This window comes from Acinetobacter sp. V116_7 (genome assembly GCF_056735735.1).
In genome coordinates this window covers 1,151,151-1,174,572 of record NZ_JBWZIF010000028.1, presented here as the reverse complement: position 1 = coordinate 1,174,572, position 23,422 = coordinate 1,151,151, and the positions used below count along the sequence as shown (strand labels likewise).

Genomic DNA, 23,422 nt, shown 5'->3' with positions numbered 1-23,422 from the left:
CTAAAAATTCCGAATTTTTCTATAAGCGATTGAAATATAAATCTATTACATCAATAAATTCTTTGATTCTATAAAAAAAGCCTCATAACGAGGCTTTTTTCATAATCTTTATTTAATATTGGGATCGCCTTTTTTCAAGAAAAAGCGAATCGCTAGTTTTTGTAGGAATGTTCCATAAGGAGGGTGGAAAAGCTGAGTTGGGAAAAACCGATGACGTATAAATACAGTTTTTGCATGTGAAAGTTCACGGAAGCCTTCTTCACCATGATATGACCCCATGCCTGAGTTTCCGATACCTCCGAAAGGAGCATCATGGTTAACTACATGCCAGCCCCAATCATTGATGGTCACACCACCTGAATGAGTTTCACGTAAAATACGGTCACGTTCTACAGAGCTATGTGTAAAGCAATAAAGCGCTAAAGGTCGTTCGTCTGATTTCACATAGGTAATTGCATCATCTAAAGAATCATATGCCACCACGGGTAAAACAGGGCCAAAGAGCTCTTCTTTCATAATGCGCATGTCGGGAGTGCAGTTAAGCACAATCTGTACAGGCATTCTGCGGCCTTGTTGGTCAAAGCTATAAGTGTCGCAAGGAATAATCCGCGCACCTTTTTCTTGTGCATCGGTCAAAATATCTTGAATACGTTTTAAATGACGGTCGTTCACAATGGACGTGTAATTCTCATTGTTTGTGATGTTTTGACCAAACATTTTTATAAAGCTTGATTTTGCAGCATCCACAAATTCATCAATACTTTCTTTGGGAACCAATGCATAGTCAGGTGCTACACAAATTTGACCACTATTAGTTGCTTTGCCATGGGTAATACGTTTTGCGGCATCGGCAATTGGGTAGTTACGGCTCACAATTGCTGGTGATTTACCGCCTAATTCAAGTGTAACAGGAGTTAGATTTTCAGCTGCTGCTCTCATTACGACTTTGCCAATAGCTGGAGAGCCAGTAAATACAATATGGTTAAACGGCAAAGAGGTAAATCTAGCGGGGTCTGTAATTTCTTCACCAAAGACTGCGACTTCATCCTCATTAAAGACTTCGGCGAGCATACGTCGTAGCATTGCATTGGTATTCGGTGTAATTTCAGACAATTTAATCATGACTCGGTTGCCCGCAGCTAATGCGGCAATGAGTGGTCCAAGTGCTAAATAAACGGGGAAGTTCCAAGGAACAATTACACCAACCACGCCTTTAGGTTGGTATTGCACACTTAAACGATTTGATAAAAATAAGAGTTCCGTACGGCGTTTACTTGGGCGCATCCAGCGGCGTAAGTGATGAATTGCATGATCAGCCTCTAACACAGAGCCAAGTAAATCTAATAGTTTAGATTCATCCAGTGATCTTGAACTAAAGTCAGCATTAATCGCAGTAGCTAAAGCATCTTGATAACGAATAATTTGTTTTTTAAGTTGATGCAGTTTTGTTCGACGTGCCTCAAGGCTTGGATATGGATCCGCCTCAAAATTAGCACGTTGTTTGGAAAAAATAAGTTCCATATGTTCGGTGGCAGAGCCGCTATATTCTTTTAAAGTGGAGCTTTCCATTTTTATTCCTTCCCATACTTTTGCTTATCATACTTTATGCTTGAAGCGTTGTATGGTCGATGTTAAATTGAGACAACAAGAGGTAGTTTAGTGCCATTATGCACGTCACTCTAGGGATGGTGTGAGTTAAATGGCTAATAATATTTATAAAAATACAAATCTTGTTATTGAAGGAAATTATGATAATACATCTTTTGGTTCGAATACATATTTGCTGGGGTTGACCAGTTTATTTGATGAAATAGGCTTGCAAGGCCATTCAATGTCAGATGTTCTATCCGGTACAAATATTTCACCAGATGCGATGAATCAACCCTCTTTATATATTTCTCAACTTCAAAAAATCCAGTTATTTCAAAATATTCAACGTTTATCACATGATCCGTTAATTGGATTACGTGCTGGACAAAAGCAGCGGCTGTCAGATTTTGGGGTGTATGGTTACGCACTCTATTCTTCGCGTAATTTTAGACAAGCGGTAGAGCTCGGTATTCGACATATTAAGCTTGCAGGGCCTATTTTAAAGAAATCTTTTTATATTCGAGATGATGCTGCTGTTTTTGAAGGGCAGGACATTATTGCACTAGGTAAGCTTTTGCCTTTGGTGTGCGAATTTTGGTTTAGCTCAATGCAAACCTTAATTGAACGTGTGCTGGAAGGACCATTTCAAGCGAAGAAGCTTTTGTTGCCTTATCCAGCACCTGACTATGCGGAGGAATATGAAAAAGTGTTTCATTGTCCTGTTCAGTTTAATACTGGGGTGATGCAATGGCACTTTGATTTGAAGTGGCTCGATGTACCTTGCCCAAATGCCAACCCGATTACTGCGGATATGTGTAAGTCGTTTTGTGAGCGGATGTTAGGTACAGATGAACTTGAAGAGCCTGAGTTAGTGAAAACGATCCGTTTAATATTATTGGATGGAACAGGACTTTTCCCATCAGCCCAAGAAATGGCTGAACGGCTCCATATGTCAAAGCGTACCTTACATCGGCGTTTGGCAGGTTTTAGCCTGACTTATCAAGAGTTGTTAGATGAAACTCGGCGCCGTCTTGCGGATGAATATTTGCGAGAGACGACTTTAACCGTAGATGAAATTGCTGAAAGAATTGGCTTTTCAGATACTTCTAATTTTAGAAAAGCCTATCGTCACTGGACGGGCATTTCACCGAATGAGTACCGGATACAGTATTAAATTAGAATGAGTTATATCTGTATCTTAAATCGAGAAAGTAACTTTTTCTGCAAAAATGGATTACAGAGCAAAATCGCAAATAAAATAATAAATATGCCGATAATGCTAAACAGATCCGGTAATTCATGCCAAAAAACAAATCCCCATATTCCTGCAAAAATAATGGCAATGTAATTCATGGGGCCAATTTGTCCTGCTGGCGCTAAGCTATAAGCATAAGACATAAATAGTTGACTAATATTAGCTAAAAGTCCTGCGGCAATCAGTAGGCTTAATTCGTGCCAAGTGAAAATACGCCAATGCCAGAACATCGGAATAGAGGAAATTAAACTACCAAAAATACAGAAATAAAAAACGATACGCTCAGGTGGCTCTGTACTGGTTAAAGCTCTTACAGTCACAAAAGCCATTGCTGATAAAAAGCATGCACCCAAGCCAATAAAAGATAGTGCATTAAATAAACCTTGGTCGGGTTTAGCGACAAATAAAACCCCAACGAGCCCAATAACAGCAGCAAAAATCATCGATTTGGTAATTTTTTCTTTTAAGAAAAGCCATGCAATCAGTGGAATAAAGATAGGGGATGAATAACTAAAAACCATGGCATTTGATAGTTTTAAGTTCGCAATGGCATAGAAAAAACCATACATGGCGGCTAGCCCGACAATACTTCGCCAAGTATGCATCCAGAGTTTATCGGTTTTAATAAAATCTAAACCCTGTTTAAACAGCATCGGAATAAAAATAAATAAGCCGACAGCATTTCTAAAAAATACGACGGTCGCGTTGTCTACCGTTTGTGAAGCAAAACGAATGCACACTCCCATAATGGAAAATAATAATGCTGATGTCATAAGACAAAGCAATGCTTTTCCAAGTTGAGTTGAGGGGAGATTTTGAGCAGTCTGATTTTGCATAGAGAAATACAGTTCTTAATTTTCGATGTTATTTTAGCAGCGATGTTAAGTTTTGGTGAAATGTGTCGTAATTAATATGGGAAATAAGAAAGATGAGGTGATATGCCTCATCTTTTAAACTTTATTAGGTCACGGGTGCTGGGTTAAATACAGCAAGTGAGTTATGAATACCCCAACGGTCTGACCACGTTTGTTTTTCGCCACTAGCCACTTGTAAAATCAGTTCAAAAAGTTCCCAGCCCACTTCTTCAATAGTTTTCTTTCCAATAGCAATATCGCCAGCACTGATATCAATCAGGTCATACCAACGGTTTGCAATATTGTTTCGGCTTGCCATTTTAATGACCGGCACTGCTGCCAGTCCATAGGGTGTACCGCGGCCTGTAGTAAAGACTTGAACCGTAATTCCAGATGCCATTTGCTGCGTACCACAGATAAAGTCACTCGAAGGCGTTGCCGCAAAAATTAATCCTTTTTTTGTCGGTCTTTGGCCTGGTGCGAGAACTTCTACAATCGGTGAGCGACCCGATTTGGCAATCGATCCCATCGCTTTTTCTACAATGTTATTCAGTCCACCTTTTTTATTACCCGGTGTGGTATTGGCACTTCGGTCTACTTGGCCTGCTGCTAAGTAGTCATCGTACCATTTCATTTCCCGAATTAGATCTTTGGCAACTTGTTCATTTGCTGCACGTGGAGTAAGTAGGTGAATACCATCGCGGACTTCCGTAACTTCAGAGAACATGACTGTACCGCCACATTGCACAATCAGGTCAGCTGCGAAACCAACGGCAGGGTTAGAGGTGACTCCAGAAAATGCATCACTCCCACCACATTGCATGCCTACAACTAAATTAGAAGCTGGAACTTCTTCTCGAGTACGTTGATTAAGCTTTTCAAGATGTTGTTCTGCCACAGTTAAAATATGGTTCACCATACTTTCAAAACCATTATGACGTTCATCTTGTAACTGAATAATATCTTCATTTGCTAGAGGAATATATTTGTTTTCTTTAGGAATGTTTAAAAGTCGTTCGGGTTGCATTTTTTCGCAGCCTAGACTCACAACCATAATTTCTCCACCAAAATTAGGGTTGAGTGCAAGATTATGAATTGTACGAATAGGAACAATTGCAGCGGGGGCATCGATTGCCACACCACAACCATATAAATGGTTTAATCCGACTACACCATCTACATTTGGATATTTTGGAAGTAAATCACGTTCAATAATTTTAACGACATAATCGACAATACCTTCAACACAGTTAACACTGGTTGTAATACCTAAAATATTCTTTGTGCCGACACTGCCATCTTTATTTTTATAACCTTTAAATGTATATCCGCTAAGCGTAGGGAGCTTTGGATCAGGACGAGTTGCTAACTCAAGATCATCTAGCTCAGGTGCCTCAGGCATTTGGGTAACGGCTTCATTTACCCATGAACCCGCGGGTAAATCTTTATTGGTATAACCAATAATTTCCCCATAACGAACAATTGCGTCACCTTGTTTTAATGACTCTAATAAAACTTTATGTCCTTGTGGCACATTATCAACCAAGGTCAGGTGGTATTCTTCAATATGTGTAGAGGGTGGTAAACCGCCGTCATTCACTACAATGGCTACATTATCGAGAGGACTAATTTTTATGAGGAGAGGCTTCAGCATGATCGTTCCTTGTATACATTTGAAGAGAGGGCATAACGCTTAATTTAGTTAAGCGTTATGCCTTAAAGTTTTAAGAGGTGGGTTTTAACTCGAAGCGCTGGATTTTGCCGACCATAAAGAGGTAGCAAATAATTGCGATGACTGCATGTATGCCTACAAAAACCAGTGCACCATTGAAAGAACCTGTTGAGTTGATGATATAGCCAATCACAATAGGGATCACAATGCCCGCAGTATTGCCGAAGGTATTAAACAACCCACCCGATAAACCCACCATTTCTTTGGGTGCGACATCCGACATGACTGCCCAGCCTAATGCACCAAAACCTTTGCCAAAAAAGGCCAGTGACATAAAGAACAAGATGGCTGTTTGCGAATCGACATAGTTACAAACCACAATACTGGTTGATAACAACATGCCAAAAATAATGGGAAATTTACGTGAAAAGGTTAGAGACTTGTTCATCTTGATAAGTTTATCGGAAATTACTCCCCCTAATACGCCACCAATAAATCCGCAAAGTGCCGGTAATACAGCCGCAAAACCAGCTTCTAAAATTGACATGTGGCGTTCTTTTACAAGGTAGACAGGGAACCAAGTTAGAAAGAAATAGGTTAAGCAGGTAATACAATACTGAGCGATAAAAATACCTAGAAGCATACGAGAAGAAAGCAGCTTTTTAATATTTTTAAAATTCATCTTGTTGTTTTCATCAGCAACTTTAAGCTGATTTTCACCCATGCTAGTAATAGCACCGCCTGCTTGTAAATATTTGAACTCATTTGAATTAATAGTAGGGTGTTTTTCTGGGCTATAGATGACTTTTAACCAGATAAAAGCAATCACAATGCCTAATCCACCCATAATCCAAAACACAGATTGCCAATGAATATGGGCAACCAGCCATCCCATGAATGGTGCAAATATGACAGTTGCAAAATATTGAGCTGAGTTAAATATTGCTGCGGCGGTTCCACGTTCTTTGGTTGGGAACCAAGCTGCTACAATTTGGCTATTGCCTGGAAAAGCAGGGCTTTCAGATAATCCGACCAAGAAACGTAAAAGAAATAATGAGGCGATAATGAGAGGAATAGAACCTAAAATATCAACAAAACCCAAGAGAATAGTGAAAAAAGACCAGAGCATGATGCTCCAGAAATAAACTCTTCGAGCACCGAACTTGTCGAGTAACCAGCCACCTGGAATTTGACCAATAACATAAGCCCAGCCAAACGCAGAGAAGATATATCCCATGGTCACTGAGCTTAATCCCAGTTCTTGAGACATCGGAGCAGCAGCCATTGAAAGTGTTGCCCGATCACCGTAATTTAATGAAGTAACTAAAAAAATCATCGCTAAAATGTAATAGCGGGTTTTATTATGCTTCGCTCTTTGCTGATTTACAGCAGCAAGATTTGTTTGCAGATTATCCATATACAAACTCTTTTAATAATCGACCTATTTGCATATCCGTGAAATAGGTGACGTCATGTCAAATTCATCGATAGAATAGATGAGAAAACGGAATTTTGTATCTACTCTATAGTCCTAGTTCTAAAACCGCGTCTTTAGATGTATGACATCATATGATTAAAAATATTATTTTGGCAAGTGGGGCCGAAAAATAATTTTTATGCGGGTTTATATTGACAAGTTGTATGATGTCTTATAAGTTTTGGTGATGAAAAAATAGTATCAGAATGCCAAGGAGTATTTTAATGGCGACCTCTACACCTATCGTTAAATCAATTCGAGCAATTCCTGTTGCTGGACATGACAGCATGCTGCTCAATTTGAGTGGTGCCCATGGACCTTATTTCACTCGTAATATACTCATTATCGAAGATAACTCTGGAAATATTGGGGTAGGCGAAATTCCGGGCGGAGAAAAAATTTTAGCGACATTAAATGATGCTAAGGCCTTGATAGAAGGGCAACCGATTGGTGAATATAAAAATCTACTTAAAAAAATTCAGCAAACTTTTGCTGATCGTGACAGTGGCGGACGAGGCAACCAAACCTTTGATTTACGGACCACAATTCATGTTGTAACGGCTTATGAGTCGGCATTGCTTGATTTGCTTGGTAAGCATTTAAATGTGAATGTCGCAAGTTTGCTTGGTGAGGGTCAGCAACGTAGTGAAGTTGAGGTTTTAGGATATTTATTCTTTGTTGGTGATCGCAAACAGACATCTCTTGATTATGCGACCTCACCACATCTGAACCATGACTGGTACAAAGTCCGCCATGAAAAAGCGTTAACACCTGAATCAGTGCAGCGTTTAGCAGAAGCATCTTATGACCGTTACGGTTTTAAAGACTTCAAATTAAAAGGTGGTGTATTACACGGAGAACAAGAAGCTGAAGCTGTTACAGCTATCGCTCGCCGTTTTCCAGAAGCACGTGTGACGCTTGATCCAAACGGAGCATGGTTTTTAGATGAAGCAATTGCTTTAGGCAAACATCTTAAAGGCGTGTTGGCCTATGCAGAAGACCCGTGCGGTGCAGAACAAGGTTATTCAAGCCGTGAAATTATGGCCGAGTTTAAACGTGCCACAGGTTTACCCACTGCGACCAACATGATTGCTACCGACTGGCGAGAAATGTCACATAGTATTCAATTGCAAGCCGTTGATATTCCTTTGGCTGATCCACATTTTTGGACATTGGAAGGCTCGGTTCGAGTTTCACAGCTCTGCAATATGTATAACTTAACGTGGGGTTCGCATTCTAATAATCACTTTGATATTTCACTGGCCATGTTTACCCATGTTGCTGCCGCCGCTGTAGGTAACGTTACGGCAATTGATACACACTGGATTTGGCAAGAAGGTACAGATCAGCTAACGAAAGCACCGCTTGAAATTAAAGACGGTAAAATTCAGGTGCCAACAGCACCGGGACTTGGTGTTGAACTGGACTGGGACCGAATTAATCAAGCCCATGAGCTCTATAAATTAAAAGGTTTAGGAGCTCGTAATGATGCCGATGCGATGCAATTTTTAATACCAAACTGGTCATTTAATAATAAAAAGCCGTGTTTGGTTCGTTAATATTTTATCGATATCTTTGAAAAATTCGCTTTTTTAAGTTTTCTTAATGCTTTGCTGTCCATACGGGCAGCTTTTTTTTATGTCTAAAGATTAGCTATAAAGTTAAGAAATTTTAACTATATTTTATAAAACAAATAGTTAAGTGATTTTTGATAAAGAACTTTTATCTTTTTAAAAATTTTAGATTCTCAGAGGAAAAATATATTGATTAAAATAAAATTTATGATGTAAGATGTCTGACAACATAAACATGTATGGATATTTTCTAATGGATGCTCTTGAGTTAAAAAACATTGTTTCTGATGGCCTTCTTTCTTTTCCGGTTACTGACTTTGACCAAAATGGGGACTTTAACAAATCTTCTTATGCAAAACGTCTTGAATGGTTAGCGCCTTATGGTGCAAGTGCATTATTTGCTGCGGGTGGTACAGGTGAGTTTTTCTCGTTAACTGGAAGTGAATACTCTGACGTGATTAAAACAGCTGTCGATACTTGTAAAGGTAGTGTACCGATTATTGCTGGGGCAGGTGGTCCGACACGTCAGGCGATTGAACAGGCAAAAGAAGCAGAGCGCTTAGGTGCACACGGTATTTTGTTAATGCCGCATTACCTAACTGAAGCAAGCCAAGAAGGTTTGATCGAACACGTTAAGCAAGTATGTAACTCAGTAGACTTTGGCGTAATTTTTTATAACCGTAGCGTTTCAAGATTAAATCTCGATTCAATCCAAAAGTTAGCCGAGATGTGTCCGAACTTAATTGGCTTTAAAGACAGCTCTGGTCAAATCGATATGATGACGGCAGTGACCCAAACTATGGGTGATCGTTTGTCGTATTTAGGTGGCCTGCCAACAGCAGAAGTTTTTGCAGCGCCATATAAAGCCCTAGGTTGCCCAGTTTATTCATCAGCTGTATTTAACTTTATTCCAAAGACTGCAATGGAGTTTTATAACGCGCTTCGCAGTGATGACTTTGAAACAACCAATCGTTTGATTAAAGATTTCTTCTTGCCATTGATTAAAATTCGCGACCGTAAATCAGGTTATGCGGTAAGTATGATCAAAGCAGGTGCCAAAATTGTTGGGCACGACGCAGGTCCAGTCCGTCCACCATTAAGTGATTTAACTCATGCAGACTATGAAGATTTGGCTACTCTCATTGCGACACTTGGTCCGCAATAATTCTAACTGTTTAGGTATTGGAGCTTTAAAATGAGTAAAAATAATGGTCGGCAGTTTATTAATGGTCAACGCGTTGCTACAAATGCACCAGCTCTAGAAAGTATAGCTGCAAAAGACTATCAGCCAACAGGTTATGTATTTAGTCAGGCAACCCTTGACGAAGTGGATCAAGCTGCTCAAGCTGCACATAACGCTTTTTTAGTTTATAGCCAAACTTCTCAAGAGCAACGTGCCTCTTTTCTTGAAGAAATTGCTCGCCAAATTGAAGCATTAGGTGCGAACTTACAAGAAGTCGCTTCACTTGAAACGGGCTTACCACTTGCTCGTCTTCAAGGAGAGACAGGCCGTGTTACTGGTCAGCTTCGACTGTTTGCTGAACTTTTACGCCGTGGCGATTTTTATGGTGCTCGTATTGATGTGGCATTGCCAGAACGCAAGCCTTTACCGCGTGTTGATTTGCGTCAATATAAAGTTGGGGTAGGACCGGTTGCTGTGTTTGGCGCGAGTAATTTCCCACTTGCATTTTCAACAGCAGGCGGTGATACCGTAGCTGCTTTAGCAGCAGGGTGTCCGGTTGTCTTTAAAGCACACTCTGGCCATATGGCAACTGCTGAGCTTGTTGCAGAAGCCATTGAACAAGCAATCGAAGTTTGTGATATGCCTAAAGGCACATTTAACATGATTTTTGGCGGCCGTATTGGCGCAAATTTGGTAGAACATCCACTGATTCAGGCAGCTGGTTTTACGGGTTCTCTTGAAGGCGGAATGGCACTTTATAACCTTGCGCAGAGCCGTCCTCAGCCAATTCCATTCTTTGCTGAAATGTCGAGTGTGAACCCTGTAGTGGTTTTATCTCAAGCGCTGAGCTCTCGTGGTGAACAGATTGCACAAGATACAGTTGCCTCATTTAATATGGGATGTGGTCAGTTCTGTACAAAACCGGGGTTAATTTTAGGTGTACAAGGACCTGAATTTGACAGTTTCGTAGCAGCTTTAGCTGAAAGCACGCAAAAAGCTGTGCCTCAGGTCATGCTGAATGAAGGAACTTTAAAAAGCTACCGTCAAGGTATTGATGCTCTAAACAGTGAATCTGGTTTTGAAGTAGTTGCGACAGGTCAAGAGGCCGAGCTAGTTTCTCAAGCAAAAGCACATCTATTTAAAGCGGACCAATCTGTTTTACTGTCAGGCAACCCAAAACTACAACATGAAGTTTTCGGGCCGATGTCAATTGTGATTGGCGTGGAGGATGAAGCGACTTTGTTAAAAGGGATCGAGGCTTTAGGTGGACAGCTCACGGCAACGATTATTGGTGATGAAAATGAGTTGTCCGAAGCAGGCGAACTTCTTCATTTGCTAACTGGTAAAGCTGGCCGTGTATTGTTTAACGGTTTCCCGACAGGAGTTGAAGTGTCTGATGCGATGGTACATGGTGGTCCTTTCCCTGCAACCAGTGATGCACGCGGAACTTCGGTAGGTACGGGAGCAATTGAACGCTTCTTACGTCCGGTATGTTTCCAAAATACGCCACAAGTATTATTACCTGATGCACTAAAAGACAGTAATCCGCTACAGATTACTCGTCTGATCAATGGGCAGTTAACTCAGACTCAAATTTAAAAATTGTGCAGCTTAATCAAAGGTATTGAGCTGCATATTTTTTAGCTTATTCAACGCATTATTAAATATTGAAATAAGCACAAGTTGCTCACTTTTTAAATATATGTGAGTGTTTGATAAGGAAGATAAAATATTTTAATTTTAATAGCTTAGAGGCATAAAAACCGAATATGACTATCGTCTAAGTTTATAGTAAAATGAATTTTCTAATTTTTTCAACATTTCATGAGTTCTTCAGATTATGTCTAGTGCAATTAAACCTAGATCAACAAAAAAACTAAGCCAGATTATTGTAGAACAACTGATCGAAAAAATTCAGTCTGGAGACTTCCAAGTTGGAGAGAAAATTCCGACCGAACTTGAATTAATTGAAACTTTTGAAGTAAGCCGTTCTGTTATTCGAGAAGCAATCACTGAGTTGCGCTCTTTAGGGTTTGTCGAAACTCGTCACGGGATTGGTACTTTTGTAAAAGAGCAGACTATTGAACAGAATTTTTTGCTATCTAATGCCAGTTTAGAAACGATTAACGATATTGTTTCTTTACTTGAGCTTCGAATTAGCCTTGAGTCTGAAGCTGTTTTTTTAGCCTCTGAGCGCCGTAAGCAAATCCACATCGATAAAATGAAAGCTGCACTTCAAGACTTTGAACGTCATATTTCATCAGATGCAAATGATGGCACAGTAAAAGCTGATTATGATTTCCATATTGCCATTGCTGAAGCTTCTGAAAACCAATATTTCGTTGATTTTTTAAAGTATCTGGGTGAAAAAATTATTCCGCGTGCACGCTTAAAATCTATTGAGCAGAGCCCTGAAAACCGTGAAGAATATTTAAAAGCGGTTCACCATGATCATGTCAATATTTATAATGCAATTGTGGATCAGGACGGTTTATTGGCCCGACAAATGATGCGAGCTCATCTGTCTAAAAGTATTAAAAAATTTAAGCAGTAAAGCTTGAGCTAAGATTAGGCAGAGTAAGATAAAAAGAGAGCTTATTTAAGCTCTCTTTTAATTTTATAGGGTGTTATTTACAGCTAAAGTTTTCAGCTTTTTCGCTATCACCTTGACCGTTGTAACGGGCAATCAGTGGGTAAGGGCAAAGTGGGCGGGTACGGTCTGGTGCCCAATCTTGCGGAAGTTCAGTATTCACTTGACCACTTGGGTTACCTGCGCCGCGTGCGGTCGCAATGATTTTGTCAGGTGCTTGCCCGTATTCAACCCAGTTGACTAAAGCAGTCAATGCATCAAATTGATCGGTCGCAATGCCATCACGGGTATGGTTCATGCCCGGAACTCTAAAGAAACGTGCAAATTCAGGTGCTGTACCTTTTGCATCATTTTTATAGTGTTGGAGTAGTTGATCGTACCAATTTTGGGTGTCATCTACAGAGAAAACGCCATCTGCTGTGCCTTGTACCACAATCATTTTTCCACCGTGATTACGGAGTTTATCTAGATTAAGTTCATCGGGTGGCATCATGAAAGACATCGAACTTTCGGTGTAGATATCATTAGTTGCCGAGAGTTTTGGATAGTCGGTATCGAAGTTAAAATTAAAGGCAAATTGTCTAGAATTTTGAGTCACAGTTGGGTCTGGTGGAACCTGAAAAAGAATGCCAACGGCAACGGGGTCACGTGCTGTTCCCACCGAAGATTCGAATTTCCAGCTTGCCCAGTTGCTTCCCACTAAACCGGGGTCAAAAGGTTGGGTTGCATAGAGCGCTTGTCCAGCCGAATTTATAGGGCCGCGGTAAATGTTGGCTAATACATCAATTTGTTCGGTGCTTAAACAAGTACCATCTCTTGTGCTTGAGCAAACGGGTACATCTTTCTGAATATCAAAAGCCGTACGGCAAGATTCGACATCTTGAACCAAGCCATCTGCAACACCGTCTAGAGCATCGCATCGATCTAAAATCGCTTTTGCTAAAACTTTACGCTCTGGAAGAGTAAGAGCGGTACTTAGGTCATTTTCATCTGTTGCGACACGACGAAGCTGCTGTGCTGTGTAGAGTTGAGCTGCGGCTGCACGAGGTAAATGAAAACCCGGTGTGCTTGCTAAAATTCCATCATATTGATCACCTAAACGGGTTGCAGCAATCATGGCATGACGCCCGCCGTTAGATGTACCGCCTGCATAGGAGCGGTCTGGCAATTTACCATAGGCGGCTTTAATTAGGTTTTTTGCCATAGGCGTGAGTTTGGTAATTGCACCGTAGCCGTAGTTAATTCTGGCTTGAGGGTCTAAACCAAACATTGGATTTTGTGAAGCATTATGTCCAGCATCGGAAGAAATAACAGCAAAACCATCATGTAGAGCATTGGTGAGTGGACCGCCGCTGCCGACCTGACCCGTTGCAGGGACTAAATTACCGTCGGTTCCGCCATTGCCTTGATAGAGGAAACGACCATTCCAGTCTATTGGTAAGCGCATTTCAAAACCAATTTGATAAGTTTGTCCATCGACAGGACTTATACGTTGATCCATATAACCTTTGACCAAACAATGTGCGCCAATCGGTTTATTGGCGACAGTCAATGTGCCTGCTTCTTGAAGGGTAGCTGAGCTAATGACCGTATTGTTGTATTGAAATCCAAGTAAGTCCGTACAGCTTCCTGTCATTTTTACGCCCACAGCAGGAGACAGCTGCGGTGGTTTGGTTGTTGAGGGAGTTGTTGTGTCATCATTATCACTTCCACAGCCTGTCAAAGCACCAAGCATGGCAAGTACTAAAGCGGAGTGGGTCAAAATTCGTTTATTGTTGGTGTAATTCATTTATTCATATCCTTATTGAATGAATGGTTTAATTAATCTAAAACCAGAAAATTAGCTGTGCTTCGTGCAATCATTTTGTTGTTTTGCCAAGCTTCACTTTCGAGATTCAGTACAGTTTTGCCTTGTTTAATGAATCGGCATTTCGTAATGACTTCTCCCACAACACAGGGCCTCAAAAAATCCATCGTTAAGTTGATAGTGGTAGCGGGTTTATGGTCATTGGCGAGAAAGGCAAAAAGTCCCATCACATCGTCAAGCATGGCGCAGATCATGCCGCCTTCAACGGTGCCGCGTGGATTGGTAAAGCTTTCTAGTGCTGTGTAGTGGATGGTGAGTTCAGTGTTCTTGTCATTCCAATGGATATTATGTCCACCCAAATGGTGATGAATGGGGGGTAAGTGTTCTAAAATTTTTTGATCCATAGTTAAGGGTCCATCCTTTTTGTTGGTGTTATAAAAATTATTATTTCAGGGTATAGGCATCATAAATAACCGCTTTACCCAAACGCATTGCACTACCTACTGCAACGGTCTGGTTCAGCCATGAGTATTTAGGTGAGCTGGTTTCAAACTGCATGGTAATTTTGAAATAGTAATTTTTCGGGTCAACATCTTTGCCTTGAGCAAGCTGTTTTAGTGTTTCGGCTGAGCCATGTCGGTAACCTTTGGTTTGAAGATAAATAAGTGCACCGTCATCGGTTTCTAACAAGTATCGCGTATCAATAATTGCTAGTCCTTTACTGTCAACGATTTGCCAATCTGCGCCATTATTTAAAATACGGCCTTTAAGTGTTTTGCCTTCGAATGACCCTCCTGTAATAGGAATAATTCGGCGTTTACCAGCATCACTGGTTGTGCCTAACTCCCAAATAGGGGCATTTAAATCAACACTAAATTTTGCTAAAGGTTCAAGCTGAATGGGTGGTGGGCTATATTGAGTTTCAGCGTGAGTCAGGGCAATCAGACTCATTGTGCAGAGTAGCGTTACAACTTTCTTCATGATGAATTTCTCGAAATTAAAAAGAGGTTCTATATGTGACAGAACCTCTTGTTTTGAATTATTTAAATTTCCATGTGTAGTCGATGTTGATACGGGTTTCGTTTACTGGTTTGATATTTGCTGTAGAAAGCATGTTATTGTCATAAATGGCATATCGTGCGCGTAACCCTAGATTTTTTAACCAGCCACTTTGAACGGTGTAGCCTAAATCGAAGTCTGTTTCTCGCTCTTTCAAATTAGTTCCGCCTAAGTTAGGTGTATAAATATTGTGACCTGTGGTGTAACGAGTCATAAAACGTAAACCCGGTACATAATCTTTAAAGTCATATTCATAACGGAAGCTATAGGCTTTTTCTTTTGGGTTTAAAAACTCACCTGGCCATGTGTCAATGAGAAGCCCAGTTTCACCTCCTGTTAAATACGGAAAGGCGGTGTCGCCGTGATGCTGAAAAGTTCCGAAAATAAATTTATGGTTTTGATGTTTGAGTTCGAAATGCGCATGATAAAGGTCATTATCGACTAAGCCTGCTTTTGCTTGTCCATCATCTCGGCTGCGGTAGTAACGTAATTGAGAGCTAAAGTTAGTGGTGTCATTAATTTTATGTTGGTGTAAGGCACCCACCATGGTTTGGTTATAAAGATCATCGACATCCATATAAAAAGCGGTGAGTTTGATTGTTGAATCAAGCTGATAGTTTCCACCTAAATAATAAAGACCATCAGTTTCGGCACTTTTAAATCGTCCATTCACCCCTGAAATTTTAATTTTTTCATAGTTGGTCGAATCACGATGATTCACTTTATCTAGGTAGGCCGCTTGTAAGTCGAAGTCTTTAATATCTTTACTGGTGAGTGAAATTCCTCGATAGGTTTGAGGAAGCAAACGAGCAGGTGAAGCCACTAAAACTGGGTTCATCGGCATTAGCGTACCAATGCGTAGCTCGGTCTGGCTCATTTTCGCTTTTGCTGTGACCCCAATTTCGCCATAAGAGTCAGCAGGTTCATTGGTGCGTGTGTCTCTAGGTAAGTTTCCTGTACCTCCATGCTCGGCATCGGCATCGAGTTTAAAGCCTGCTGTCGCAAGCACATCCAGTCCAAAACCGACAGTCCCTTCGGTATAACCTGAATTGGCTTTAAGAATAAACCCTTGTGTCCAGTCCTTGGCGGCAGGGTAGGCAGATTGCTCTTGGTAGTCGCGGTCAAAATAGAAATTTCGCGTGGTGAGTTCTACTGAACTGTTGTCAATAAAATTGCCAGCCCACACTGAACCAGAGAGCATAAGGGTAGAGTACATCCATAATTTCGACATAGCATTTCTTCCTGAAATAACATTTTTTTGTTTTCAATAAGGCTTAGTTGTTGTGTCAGCCTTGTTTGGTTTTTAAATCGAATTATTTTCCGAGCAGTTCTCGGGCCACGATTTCTTTCATAATTTCATTGGTTCCCCCATAAATTTTTTGTACCCGCGCATCGACAAAAAAGCGTGAAATCGGGTATTCCTGCATGTAACCGTAGCCACCAAAAAGCTGAAGTAATTGATCAATCACTTCACATTGAGCATCGGTAATAAAGCATTTCAGTGCGGCAACTTGAGTGACGCTTAACTGGTGTTGTTGATACAGCGCCGCACATTGATCTACAAAAGCTTGAGCGGCTTTTGCTTTGATGTGCGCGTTTGCGAGCACAAAGCGTGTGTTTTGCATTTGGCTTAAAGGTTGTCCGAAAGCTTTACGCTCTAATACATAGTCTTTGGTTAGTTCGATGGCGCCTAAAATTGACCCCAAAGCCATCATGGAAATGCTTAAACGTTCGCGAGGTAACTCTTGCATTAAATAAGCAAAGCCTTGTCCTTCTTCACCTAAACGCTGAGTTGCAGGCACACAGACATCATCAAAAAATAGTTCGGCTGTATCTTGAGCATGTAGCCCGATTTTTTGTAATGAACGGCCTTTTTTAACGCCATCTAACGCAGCATCGACTAGAAAAATCGAAATGCCTTTTGCTTTAGCTTGCGGATCAGTTTTCGCAACCAGAACGATCAGATCGGCATGCAAACCATTTGAAATAAAAGTTTTTGAACCATTAATACGGTAATGATCATTTTCTAAAATCGCTTGAGTGCGTATGGCCTGTAAGTCTGAACCAGCATTCGCTTCGGTCATGGCAATTGCAGTGACGACTTCACCTGTCACCATTTTCGGTAACCAATAGCGTTTTTGCTCTTCAGTTCCAATATTTTGCAGGTAAGGAGAGACCAACTCATTTTGCCCGCCAATGGCAACCGCTAAAGATGCAAAACCAGCTTGAGCCGTTTCTTGAACCAGCATGAGGGAGTAATGAACAGGAGCACCGTAACCACCGTATTCTTCGGGTACATCGACGCACAAAAAACCATTCTCCCCAAGACGAAGCCATAGATCACGTGGGATAAGGCCATCGTGTTCCCACTGTTCATAATACGGGGCAACCTGTTCTTTTAAGAACCTGCGATAGCTATCCCGAAATAGTTCAAATTCTGTATCGTGTGGCATGTTGAACCTTTTTTTAGGCAAAAGTGAGGCTGTAGCTCAAACCGAAATTTGAGCTTTCTTTTCTATTTCAATTGCTTATTGCTTTAAGGTGGGCACCCGAATAATCAGTGGGTTATCATTCTGCTTTTGATAAAGCTCATCAATTAAAGCAGCACGACGCTTGGTAATATTGCCTTGATTAAGGTTGCCTTTATCAGTCACTTCACCTGCATCGAGTTGAGGTGGCTCGGTCATTAAATAAAGCATTGAGACTGTATTTGAACTGCCAGTCGCATCTTTATTAAAGGTGGTTAAAAATTGGCGGAACCATTGCTGGACTTTAGGGTGCTGCAATATCTCTGCTGGAGAATGTTCGCCAAGCTTAAGGCCTGCGTATTGAGCACAAGCTTCTAATTTTGGAAAAATCAGAAAGCCAACTGCATTGAGGTTTGAACCTGTAATACAGACATCTTGAACCAGTAAATTACCTTGAATGAGCACTTTGTTGCGAATCGTGCCGACATTGACGAAAGTGCCTGTATTGAGTTTAAAGTCTTCAGCAATTCGCCCGTCGTACATGAGGCCTTTGGTTGGATCATTGATATCGACCAAACGCACAGCATCTCCAGTATGGAAAAAGCCTTCATCATCAAACACAGTGCTTTGCTGGTCTGCTTTTAAGCGCCAATAGCCTTTCATGACATGTTTGCCACGAACACAAAACTCAAGTTTGTCACCACATGGAACTAGCTTAATTTCGCATCCCGGAGCAGGGTATCCAATAAAACCAGCCATTACACGTGGGCCAGTTGTAAAAGCACAAGATGGTGCAGTTTCAGTCATGCCCAATCCGCTCATGATGCGAATTTTTTCTCCGCAATGTTGCTGAGCAATTTTATCGAGTCTGTTCCAGCCCGCTTCTGAAAGTGCTGCACCTGCAAAGAATAAAATTTTAACTTTGGCAAAAAAGCGGTCTCTTAATTCTTCATCTTTTTCTAAGGCTTCGGTAAGTTCTTCCCAACCTTTTGGCACATTTAAATAAACGGTTGGAGAAATTTCTTTCAGATTACGAATAGTTTCGTCAAATTTTCCTGCAACGGGTTTGCCATCATCAATGTAAATGGTACCTCCGTTATAGAGTGCAATGCCGACATTGTGACTGCCGCCAAAAGTATGGTGCCAAGATAGCCAGTCCAGTAAGACAGGTGGTGTTTCTTCAAACTCAGGGAAAGTCTGCAATAACATTTGCTGATTAACACACAACATTAAATGTGTGGTCGGCACAGCTTTAGGTAGTTTGGTTGAACCTGACGTAAATAAGAATTTGGCAATCTGGTTTTCATCAAGGGTTTGATAAAACTCTTGAACATTTGAAACAGGCGTATCTAAAAGCGATTGAAAAGATGTGCAGATCTGATCGCCCACAATCCCTTTATTGGTCACCACTTCAATGTCAGGTGTAATACATGCCTGAATCGCTTTGGCAAAAGCTTGTCCATCGCTGGCATAGACCATACCAGGTGTAAGCACTTCAAACACATGTTTAAGTTTGCCAAAGTCTTGAGAAATCAGAGAGTAGGCTGGTGAAATTGCTGAAAAAGGCACACCTGCCAGCATGGCAGCCATAGACAGTGTTAAATGTTCGAGATCATTACCACTTAAAATAACCAGAGGTCTTTCTTGGTTTAACTTACGTTCATGTAATGCCTGAGCAATGTGCCATGCACGTTGTAAAACTTCTGCATAACTCAGTTTGACCCATTCACCTTGAGCATTGCGTTTTGCTGCAAAAATATGGTCTGGTTTGGTTTGTGCAAAATGAATTAACCGATCTGTAAGTTTTTGTGGATACGGTTTTAATTGCTCTTTTGGGCTGATATAGAGCGTGTCATCTTTATGGTGATAATGAATATCATGTTGCCCTAATTTTACGAACCGTTCGCGGTCTTGTGATTGAGTGGCATTCATTTGCATTTCTTTCACTCCATGGAAAGCGCATCACTGCGCTTTATTTTTTGCATCATGCAATTTTTATTTAATATGTCTGTGTTCGCATTACCCTGACTAAATCGGGTAATGACGTGATTGGGTTTGAATGGTAATCCAGCGTAAGTCGGTAAATTCGGCAACCGAGACTTTACTACCAAAACGTCCGTAACCACTCGATTTGGTTCCGCCAAATGGCATTTGAGCTTCGTCATGTACGGTTGCGCCGTTAATGTGACAAATACCCGAATCAATCTGTTGAGCGACTTCTAATGCCTGTGAAATATTTTGGCTAAACACTGCCGAAGAAAGACCGAACTCGCTGTCATTTGCCAGTGCTACACCTTCTTCAACGGTTGCAAAACGTTGAACTGTGCAGACAGGCCCAAACGATTCTTCGCGGTAAAGCAGCATGTCAGGTTTAATATTGAGTACCAGCGTCGGTTGCATGGTGGTGTCTTCAATATGAATACCTAAAGGTAAGTCGGCACCTTTGTTTTGGGCATCTTCAAGTAAATGCTGAATACGGTTTGCGGCACGGCGACTTTCTAAAACACCGAGTGCATTTTCTTTCGAGGTTGGGTTGCCCGCCTGAATGGAACGTGTTTTCTCAATGAGCTTTTCAATAAACTGGTCGGCAATTTTGTCTTGAACCAAAACACGTTCGGTCGACATGCAAATTTGCCCCTGATTAAAGAATGCTCCAAAAGCAACTGCATTTACGGCTTCATGAATGTCGGCCTCGTTTAAAACCACGACAGGGGCTTTGCCACCAAGTTCGAGTAAAACTGGTTTTAAATATTTAGCCGCAGTCTCGGCAATAATTTTTCCGACTTTGGTTGAACCGGTAAAATTAATGCGCTTCACAGCTGGATGAGAAACTAAGCGCTCCACGATTTGTGGTGCATCTTCGGCGGCATGCGTAATCACATTCACCACACCCTCACCAAGTCCTGCCTCATGTAACACTTCACCAATCAGACGATGGGTTGCTGGACAAGCTTCAGATGCTTTTAACACCACCGTGTTACCACAAGCCAAAGGCATAGCAAGCGCACGTGTTGCCAAAATGACAGGTGCATTCCAAGGTGCAATCCCTACAATCACACCGCAAGGAACTCGCACACCCATCGCAAGATTGCCCGGTACATCTGACGGAATCAGGCTTCCGTCAATTTGTGTGGTCATTGCTGCTGCTTCACGTAACATGTTGGCAGCAAGGTGAACGTTAAACCCATACCATGTGGCAGTTGAACCTGTTTCTTGCATTCCAGTTTCAATGAATTGCTCGGTCTTTTGGTCCATTAAATCGGCTGCTTTTAACAAACGTAAACGGCGTTCGGTAGGCGAGAGCTTCGACCATACTTTAAAAGCTTGTTGTGCCGATTCGATTGCACGATCAACATCGTCCAAAGTTGCAGCAGCGGCTTTGCTTGCCACTGATCCATCAATGGGGCTAATACGCTCAAAAGTTGCCTGATTTGATGCATCAACAGATTGACCGTGAATAAGTAACTGTACATTTTGCATGGGTTGTGTCCTTACATTGCCATTAGAGAATCAAAAGTTAACCAGTACGTTTATAGCTCTGTAAACCCGGTTTAATTGATTTTTCATCTAAAAATTGTTTCAAACCTTCTTGACGGCCATTTTCTGTATCACGGTGGATACATTGATCAAGTTTGGCATATAAGTAGTCTTCGTTTTGATCCCAAGTCAGTTCACGACAACGCTTAAATCCATTTTTAGCGGTACGAAGAACCACAGGGTTTTTCTCAAGTAGACAGTTTGCAAGCTCAGTCACTTCAGCTTTTAGCTGTTCAAGCGGTACACTTTTGTTCACAAGGCCCATGGTTTCAGCTTCTTTACCACTAAAGGTTTTACCCGTCATGATGTAGTACAAAGAGGCACGGTGACCAACAGTGTCTGCCATTGCTTTGCTTACAAGGTTACCCGGTGGGATCCCCCAGTTAATTTCAGATAAACCGAAAGTTGCTTCATCTGCTGCAATTGCGAGATCACACGCCACTAAAGGTGAGAAACCGCCTCCAAAGCACCAGCCGTTGACCATAGCAATGGTTGGTTTTGAATACATGCGAAGAAGTTGCCACTGCCAACGGCATGAGTCGCGGCGAATACGTTCTTGATAAATTTCTGGTTGAGTATCGACTTCACGGAAATATTCCTTCAAGTCCATGCCTGCTGTCCAAGAATCACCTGCACCTGTCAACACAAGCACACGCGCATTTTGATCAAGTTCTATTGCTTCAAGCACATCAATCATTTCACGATTGAGTGTCGGGCTCATGGCATTTTTCTTTTCTGGGCGGTTTAGTGTTACCCATGCAATTCCATCTTCAACTTTAACATCTACTGTTTCCCAGCGGTTTTCATAACTCATCTTCATACTCCTTGAATGATTTTTTGCTGTTCTGGGATTTAATTTAATATCAGTTAAACTTACATTCAAGTCTTTTTTATAAAATTTCATAAATATTTTATAATTAATTGTATTTTAAATATTAATTAATTTTATTGTTGATTTAATAGAAAAACATGTTGATTTTTTAGTAAGTTTAACTGATATTTTTGGTGTGTTTAAACAATAATACACAAAGGGCTAAATGGAACGACTAGTCAATAAGGGATAACACAATGGAAAAGATATTAGGACAGTCTGCAAGGGCAAAAATCACGTTGCTATTATGCTTTGCAATAGCAATTTTTGAAGGTTTTGATCTTCAGTCAATGGGGGTAGCCGCTCCAAGAATGCGGGCTGAGTTTATGTTGGACAATGGCCAGATGGCGTGGGCATTTAGTGCTGCAATTTTAGGAACACTACCAGGTGCCATATTAGGTGGTAGATTTGCAGATATTGTCGGGCGTAAGAAAATTCTGATTTTTAGTATTTTACTTTTTGGAATTATGTCTTTGCTAACGGCTTATGCTGCTAACTTTAGTTTGCTGTTACTCATTCGTTTTTGTACTGGTTTGGGAATGGGTGGGGCACTTCCGATGATGATTACACTGGCATCTGAAGCTGTACCTGATAAATATAAAGGTACCGCGGTGAGTATTATGTATAGTGGCATTCCTTTTGGTGGATTACTTACTTCTGTAGTTGCCATGTCATTGGCTGGCGATGCAGAGTGGCGTCATATTTTCTATATTGGTGGGATTGCGCCTATTTTGCTCATTCCACTGATTATGCGCTTTTTACCTGAGTCAAATGACTACCTGCAACGAAAAGGTCAAGCGCAAAAAACGACTCCATTCTTGGAAGTTTTATTTGCGAAAGAACGTCGTATGTCGACCATTCAGCTTTGGGTCAGTTTTTTCTGTACGCTCGTTGTACTGTATTTCTTATTGAATTGGTTGCCATTGCTGATGGGTGCGCAAGGCTTATCGAAATTACAGGCAAACTATGTGCAGATGGGCTATAACGTGGGTGGAATTTTAGGTTCAATCCTGATGGGTGTATTGCTTGATAAATTACGCATGAGCTTTGTGATTAAGCTGATTTATCTCGGCATTTTATTTTCGCTTTGTTGTTTAGCAATATCCCCAACCGTTGCTTTACTTGCACTTTCGGCAGTAGGTTGTGGTTTATTCATTGTGGGCGGACAATCGGCGTTGTACGGTTTGGCTGCCATGTATTATCCAACCGAAATGCGTGGAACAGGTGTAGGTTCAGCGGTTGCGATCGGGCGTATTGGTTCTTTTGCAGGACCTTTAATGGCTGGTTTTTTACTCTCGCTTGGACAAAGCTCGACCATTGTGATTGGTTCAAGTATTCCAGTGATTTTAATTGCAGCGATCTCTGCATTACTTCTTGTCAAAAAACCTAAACAGCCTGTACATTTAGTACAAAGCTCAGGTGCTCGCTAAGTTTTAACGAAAGTATGGGGGTAGTGCCTCATACTTTCACTACAGATTTTCTTAT

Annotated in this window: 18 protein-coding genes; 6 read left to right on the top strand and 12 right to left on the bottom strand. The window is 41.1% G+C overall.

Annotated features, from left to right (window positions below; all coding sequences use genetic code 11):
• Window positions 1–108: 108 nt before the first annotated feature.
• The gene (locus tag AC1PJP_RS19510) at window positions 109–1,569 is read right to left on the bottom strand and encodes a coniferyl aldehyde dehydrogenase (RefSeq protein ID WP_479768221.1); all 1,461 of its coding nucleotides are present in this window, start codon (window positions 1,567–1,569) and stop codon (window positions 109–111) included.
• 130 nt (window positions 1,570–1,699) lie between these two features.
• On the opposite strand from AC1PJP_RS19510, the gene AC1PJP_RS19505 reads away from it, so the two are divergent.
• Entirely contained in the window at window positions 1,700–2,764 is a 1,065-nt protein-coding gene (locus AC1PJP_RS19505; RefSeq protein ID WP_479768219.1) for an AraC family transcriptional regulator, read from the top strand.
• Window positions 2,765–2,775: 11 nt separating this feature from the next.
• Here the strand turns inward: AC1PJP_RS19505 and AC1PJP_RS19500 are convergent, their stop codons facing one another.
• The 3 genes from AC1PJP_RS19500 to AC1PJP_RS19490 all read right to left on the bottom strand — a co-directional run bounded on the left by AC1PJP_RS19500 (window position 2,776) and on the right by AC1PJP_RS19490 (window position 6,788).
• Window positions 2,776–3,681, bottom strand: coding sequence for a DMT family transporter (locus tag AC1PJP_RS19500; RefSeq protein WP_192455806.1), 906 nt, complete (start codon window positions 3,679–3,681; stop codon window positions 2,776–2,778).
• 124 nt (window positions 3,682–3,805) lie between these two features.
• Window positions 3,806–5,353 carry a galactarate dehydratase gene (garD, locus tag AC1PJP_RS19495; protein ID WP_479768217.1) on the bottom strand — a complete coding sequence of 516 codons (1,548 nt, stop codon included), beginning with the start codon at window positions 5,351–5,353 and terminating at the stop codon, window positions 3,806–3,808.
• Window positions 5,354–5,423: 70 nt separating this feature from the next.
• Window positions 5,424–6,788, bottom strand: a complete 1,365-nt coding sequence (locus tag AC1PJP_RS19490) for an MFS transporter (protein ID WP_192836363.1) — start codon at window positions 6,786–6,788, stop codon at window positions 5,424–5,426.
• 284 nt (window positions 6,789–7,072) lie between these two features.
• Here AC1PJP_RS19490 and gudD point away from each other — a divergent pair, with 284 nt between their 5' ends.
• The 4 genes from gudD to AC1PJP_RS19470 all read left to right on the top strand — a co-directional run bounded on the left by gudD (window position 7,073) and on the right by AC1PJP_RS19470 (window position 12,159).
• Window positions 7,073–8,407: a glucarate dehydratase gene (gudD, locus tag AC1PJP_RS19485; RefSeq protein WP_005299387.1), complete on the top strand. Its 1,335-nt coding sequence runs from the start codon at window positions 7,073–7,075 to the stop codon at window positions 8,405–8,407.
• Between the two features lie 268 nt (window positions 8,408–8,675).
• Complete coding sequence (gene kdgD / locus AC1PJP_RS19480; protein WP_005299384.1) at window positions 8,676–9,587, top strand: 5-dehydro-4-deoxyglucarate dehydratase; 912 nt, start codon at window positions 8,676–8,678, stop codon at window positions 9,585–9,587.
• Between the two features lie 30 nt (window positions 9,588–9,617).
• Complete coding sequence (locus AC1PJP_RS19475; protein ID WP_192835053.1) at window positions 9,618–11,204, top strand: aldehyde dehydrogenase (NADP(+)); 1,587 nt, start codon at window positions 9,618–9,620, stop codon at window positions 11,202–11,204.
• A 241-nt stretch (window positions 11,205–11,445) separates the two neighbouring features.
• On the top strand, window positions 11,446–12,159 hold the full coding sequence (locus AC1PJP_RS19470; RefSeq protein WP_005299379.1) for a FadR/GntR family transcriptional regulator: 714 nt from the start codon (window positions 11,446–11,448) through the stop codon (window positions 12,157–12,159).
• A gap of 73 nt (window positions 12,160–12,232) precedes the next feature.
• On the opposite strand, the gene AC1PJP_RS19465 is transcribed toward AC1PJP_RS19470, so the two are convergent.
• The 8 genes from AC1PJP_RS19465 to AC1PJP_RS19430 all read right to left on the bottom strand — a co-directional run bounded on the left by AC1PJP_RS19465 (window position 12,233) and on the right by AC1PJP_RS19430 (window position 21,886).
• Window positions 12,233–13,984, bottom strand: coding sequence for a tannase/feruloyl esterase family alpha/beta hydrolase (locus AC1PJP_RS19465; RefSeq protein WP_479768215.1), 1,752 nt, complete (start codon window positions 13,982–13,984; stop codon window positions 12,233–12,235).
• A gap of 32 nt (window positions 13,985–14,016) precedes the next feature.
• Window positions 14,017–14,406, bottom strand: coding sequence for a PaaI family thioesterase (locus AC1PJP_RS19460; protein ID WP_192455799.1), 390 nt, complete (start codon window positions 14,404–14,406; stop codon window positions 14,017–14,019).
• A 40-nt stretch (window positions 14,407–14,446) separates the two neighbouring features.
• Window positions 14,447–14,983: a DUF3237 domain-containing protein gene (locus AC1PJP_RS19455; RefSeq protein ID WP_151745192.1), complete on the bottom strand. Its 537-nt coding sequence runs from the start codon at window positions 14,981–14,983 to the stop codon at window positions 14,447–14,449.
• A gap of 58 nt (window positions 14,984–15,041) precedes the next feature.
• On the bottom strand, window positions 15,042–16,292 hold the full coding sequence (locus AC1PJP_RS19450) for an OprD family porin (protein WP_479768213.1): 1,251 nt from the start codon (window positions 16,290–16,292) through the stop codon (window positions 15,042–15,044).
• Between the two features lie 82 nt (window positions 16,293–16,374).
• Window positions 16,375–17,514: an acyl-CoA dehydrogenase family protein gene (locus AC1PJP_RS19445; RefSeq protein ID WP_479768211.1), complete on the bottom strand. Its 1,140-nt coding sequence runs from the start codon at window positions 17,512–17,514 to the stop codon at window positions 16,375–16,377.
• Window positions 17,515–17,589: 75 nt separating this feature from the next.
• Window positions 17,590–19,476, bottom strand: a complete 1,887-nt coding sequence (locus AC1PJP_RS19440) for a feruloyl-CoA synthase (RefSeq protein ID WP_479768210.1) — start codon at window positions 19,474–19,476, stop codon at window positions 17,590–17,592.
• 81 nt (window positions 19,477–19,557) lie between these two features.
• Window positions 19,558–21,009: an aldehyde dehydrogenase gene (locus tag AC1PJP_RS19435; protein ID WP_479768208.1), complete on the bottom strand. Its 1,452-nt coding sequence runs from the start codon at window positions 21,007–21,009 to the stop codon at window positions 19,558–19,560.
• A gap of 37 nt (window positions 21,010–21,046) precedes the next feature.
• Window positions 21,047–21,886, bottom strand: a complete 840-nt coding sequence (locus tag AC1PJP_RS19430; RefSeq protein ID WP_171056853.1) for a p-hydroxycinnamoyl CoA hydratase/lyase — start codon at window positions 21,884–21,886, stop codon at window positions 21,047–21,049.
• Window positions 21,887–22,134: 248 nt separating this feature from the next.
• On the opposite strand from AC1PJP_RS19430, the gene mhpT reads away from it, so the two are divergent.
• The gene (gene mhpT, locus AC1PJP_RS19425) at window positions 22,135–23,367 is read left to right on the top strand and encodes a 3-(3-hydroxy-phenyl)propionate transporter MhpT (RefSeq protein WP_013198528.1); all 1,233 of its coding nucleotides are present in this window, start codon (window positions 22,135–22,137) and stop codon (window positions 23,365–23,367) included.
• The last annotated feature ends 55 nt before the right edge of the window (window positions 23,368–23,422 follow it).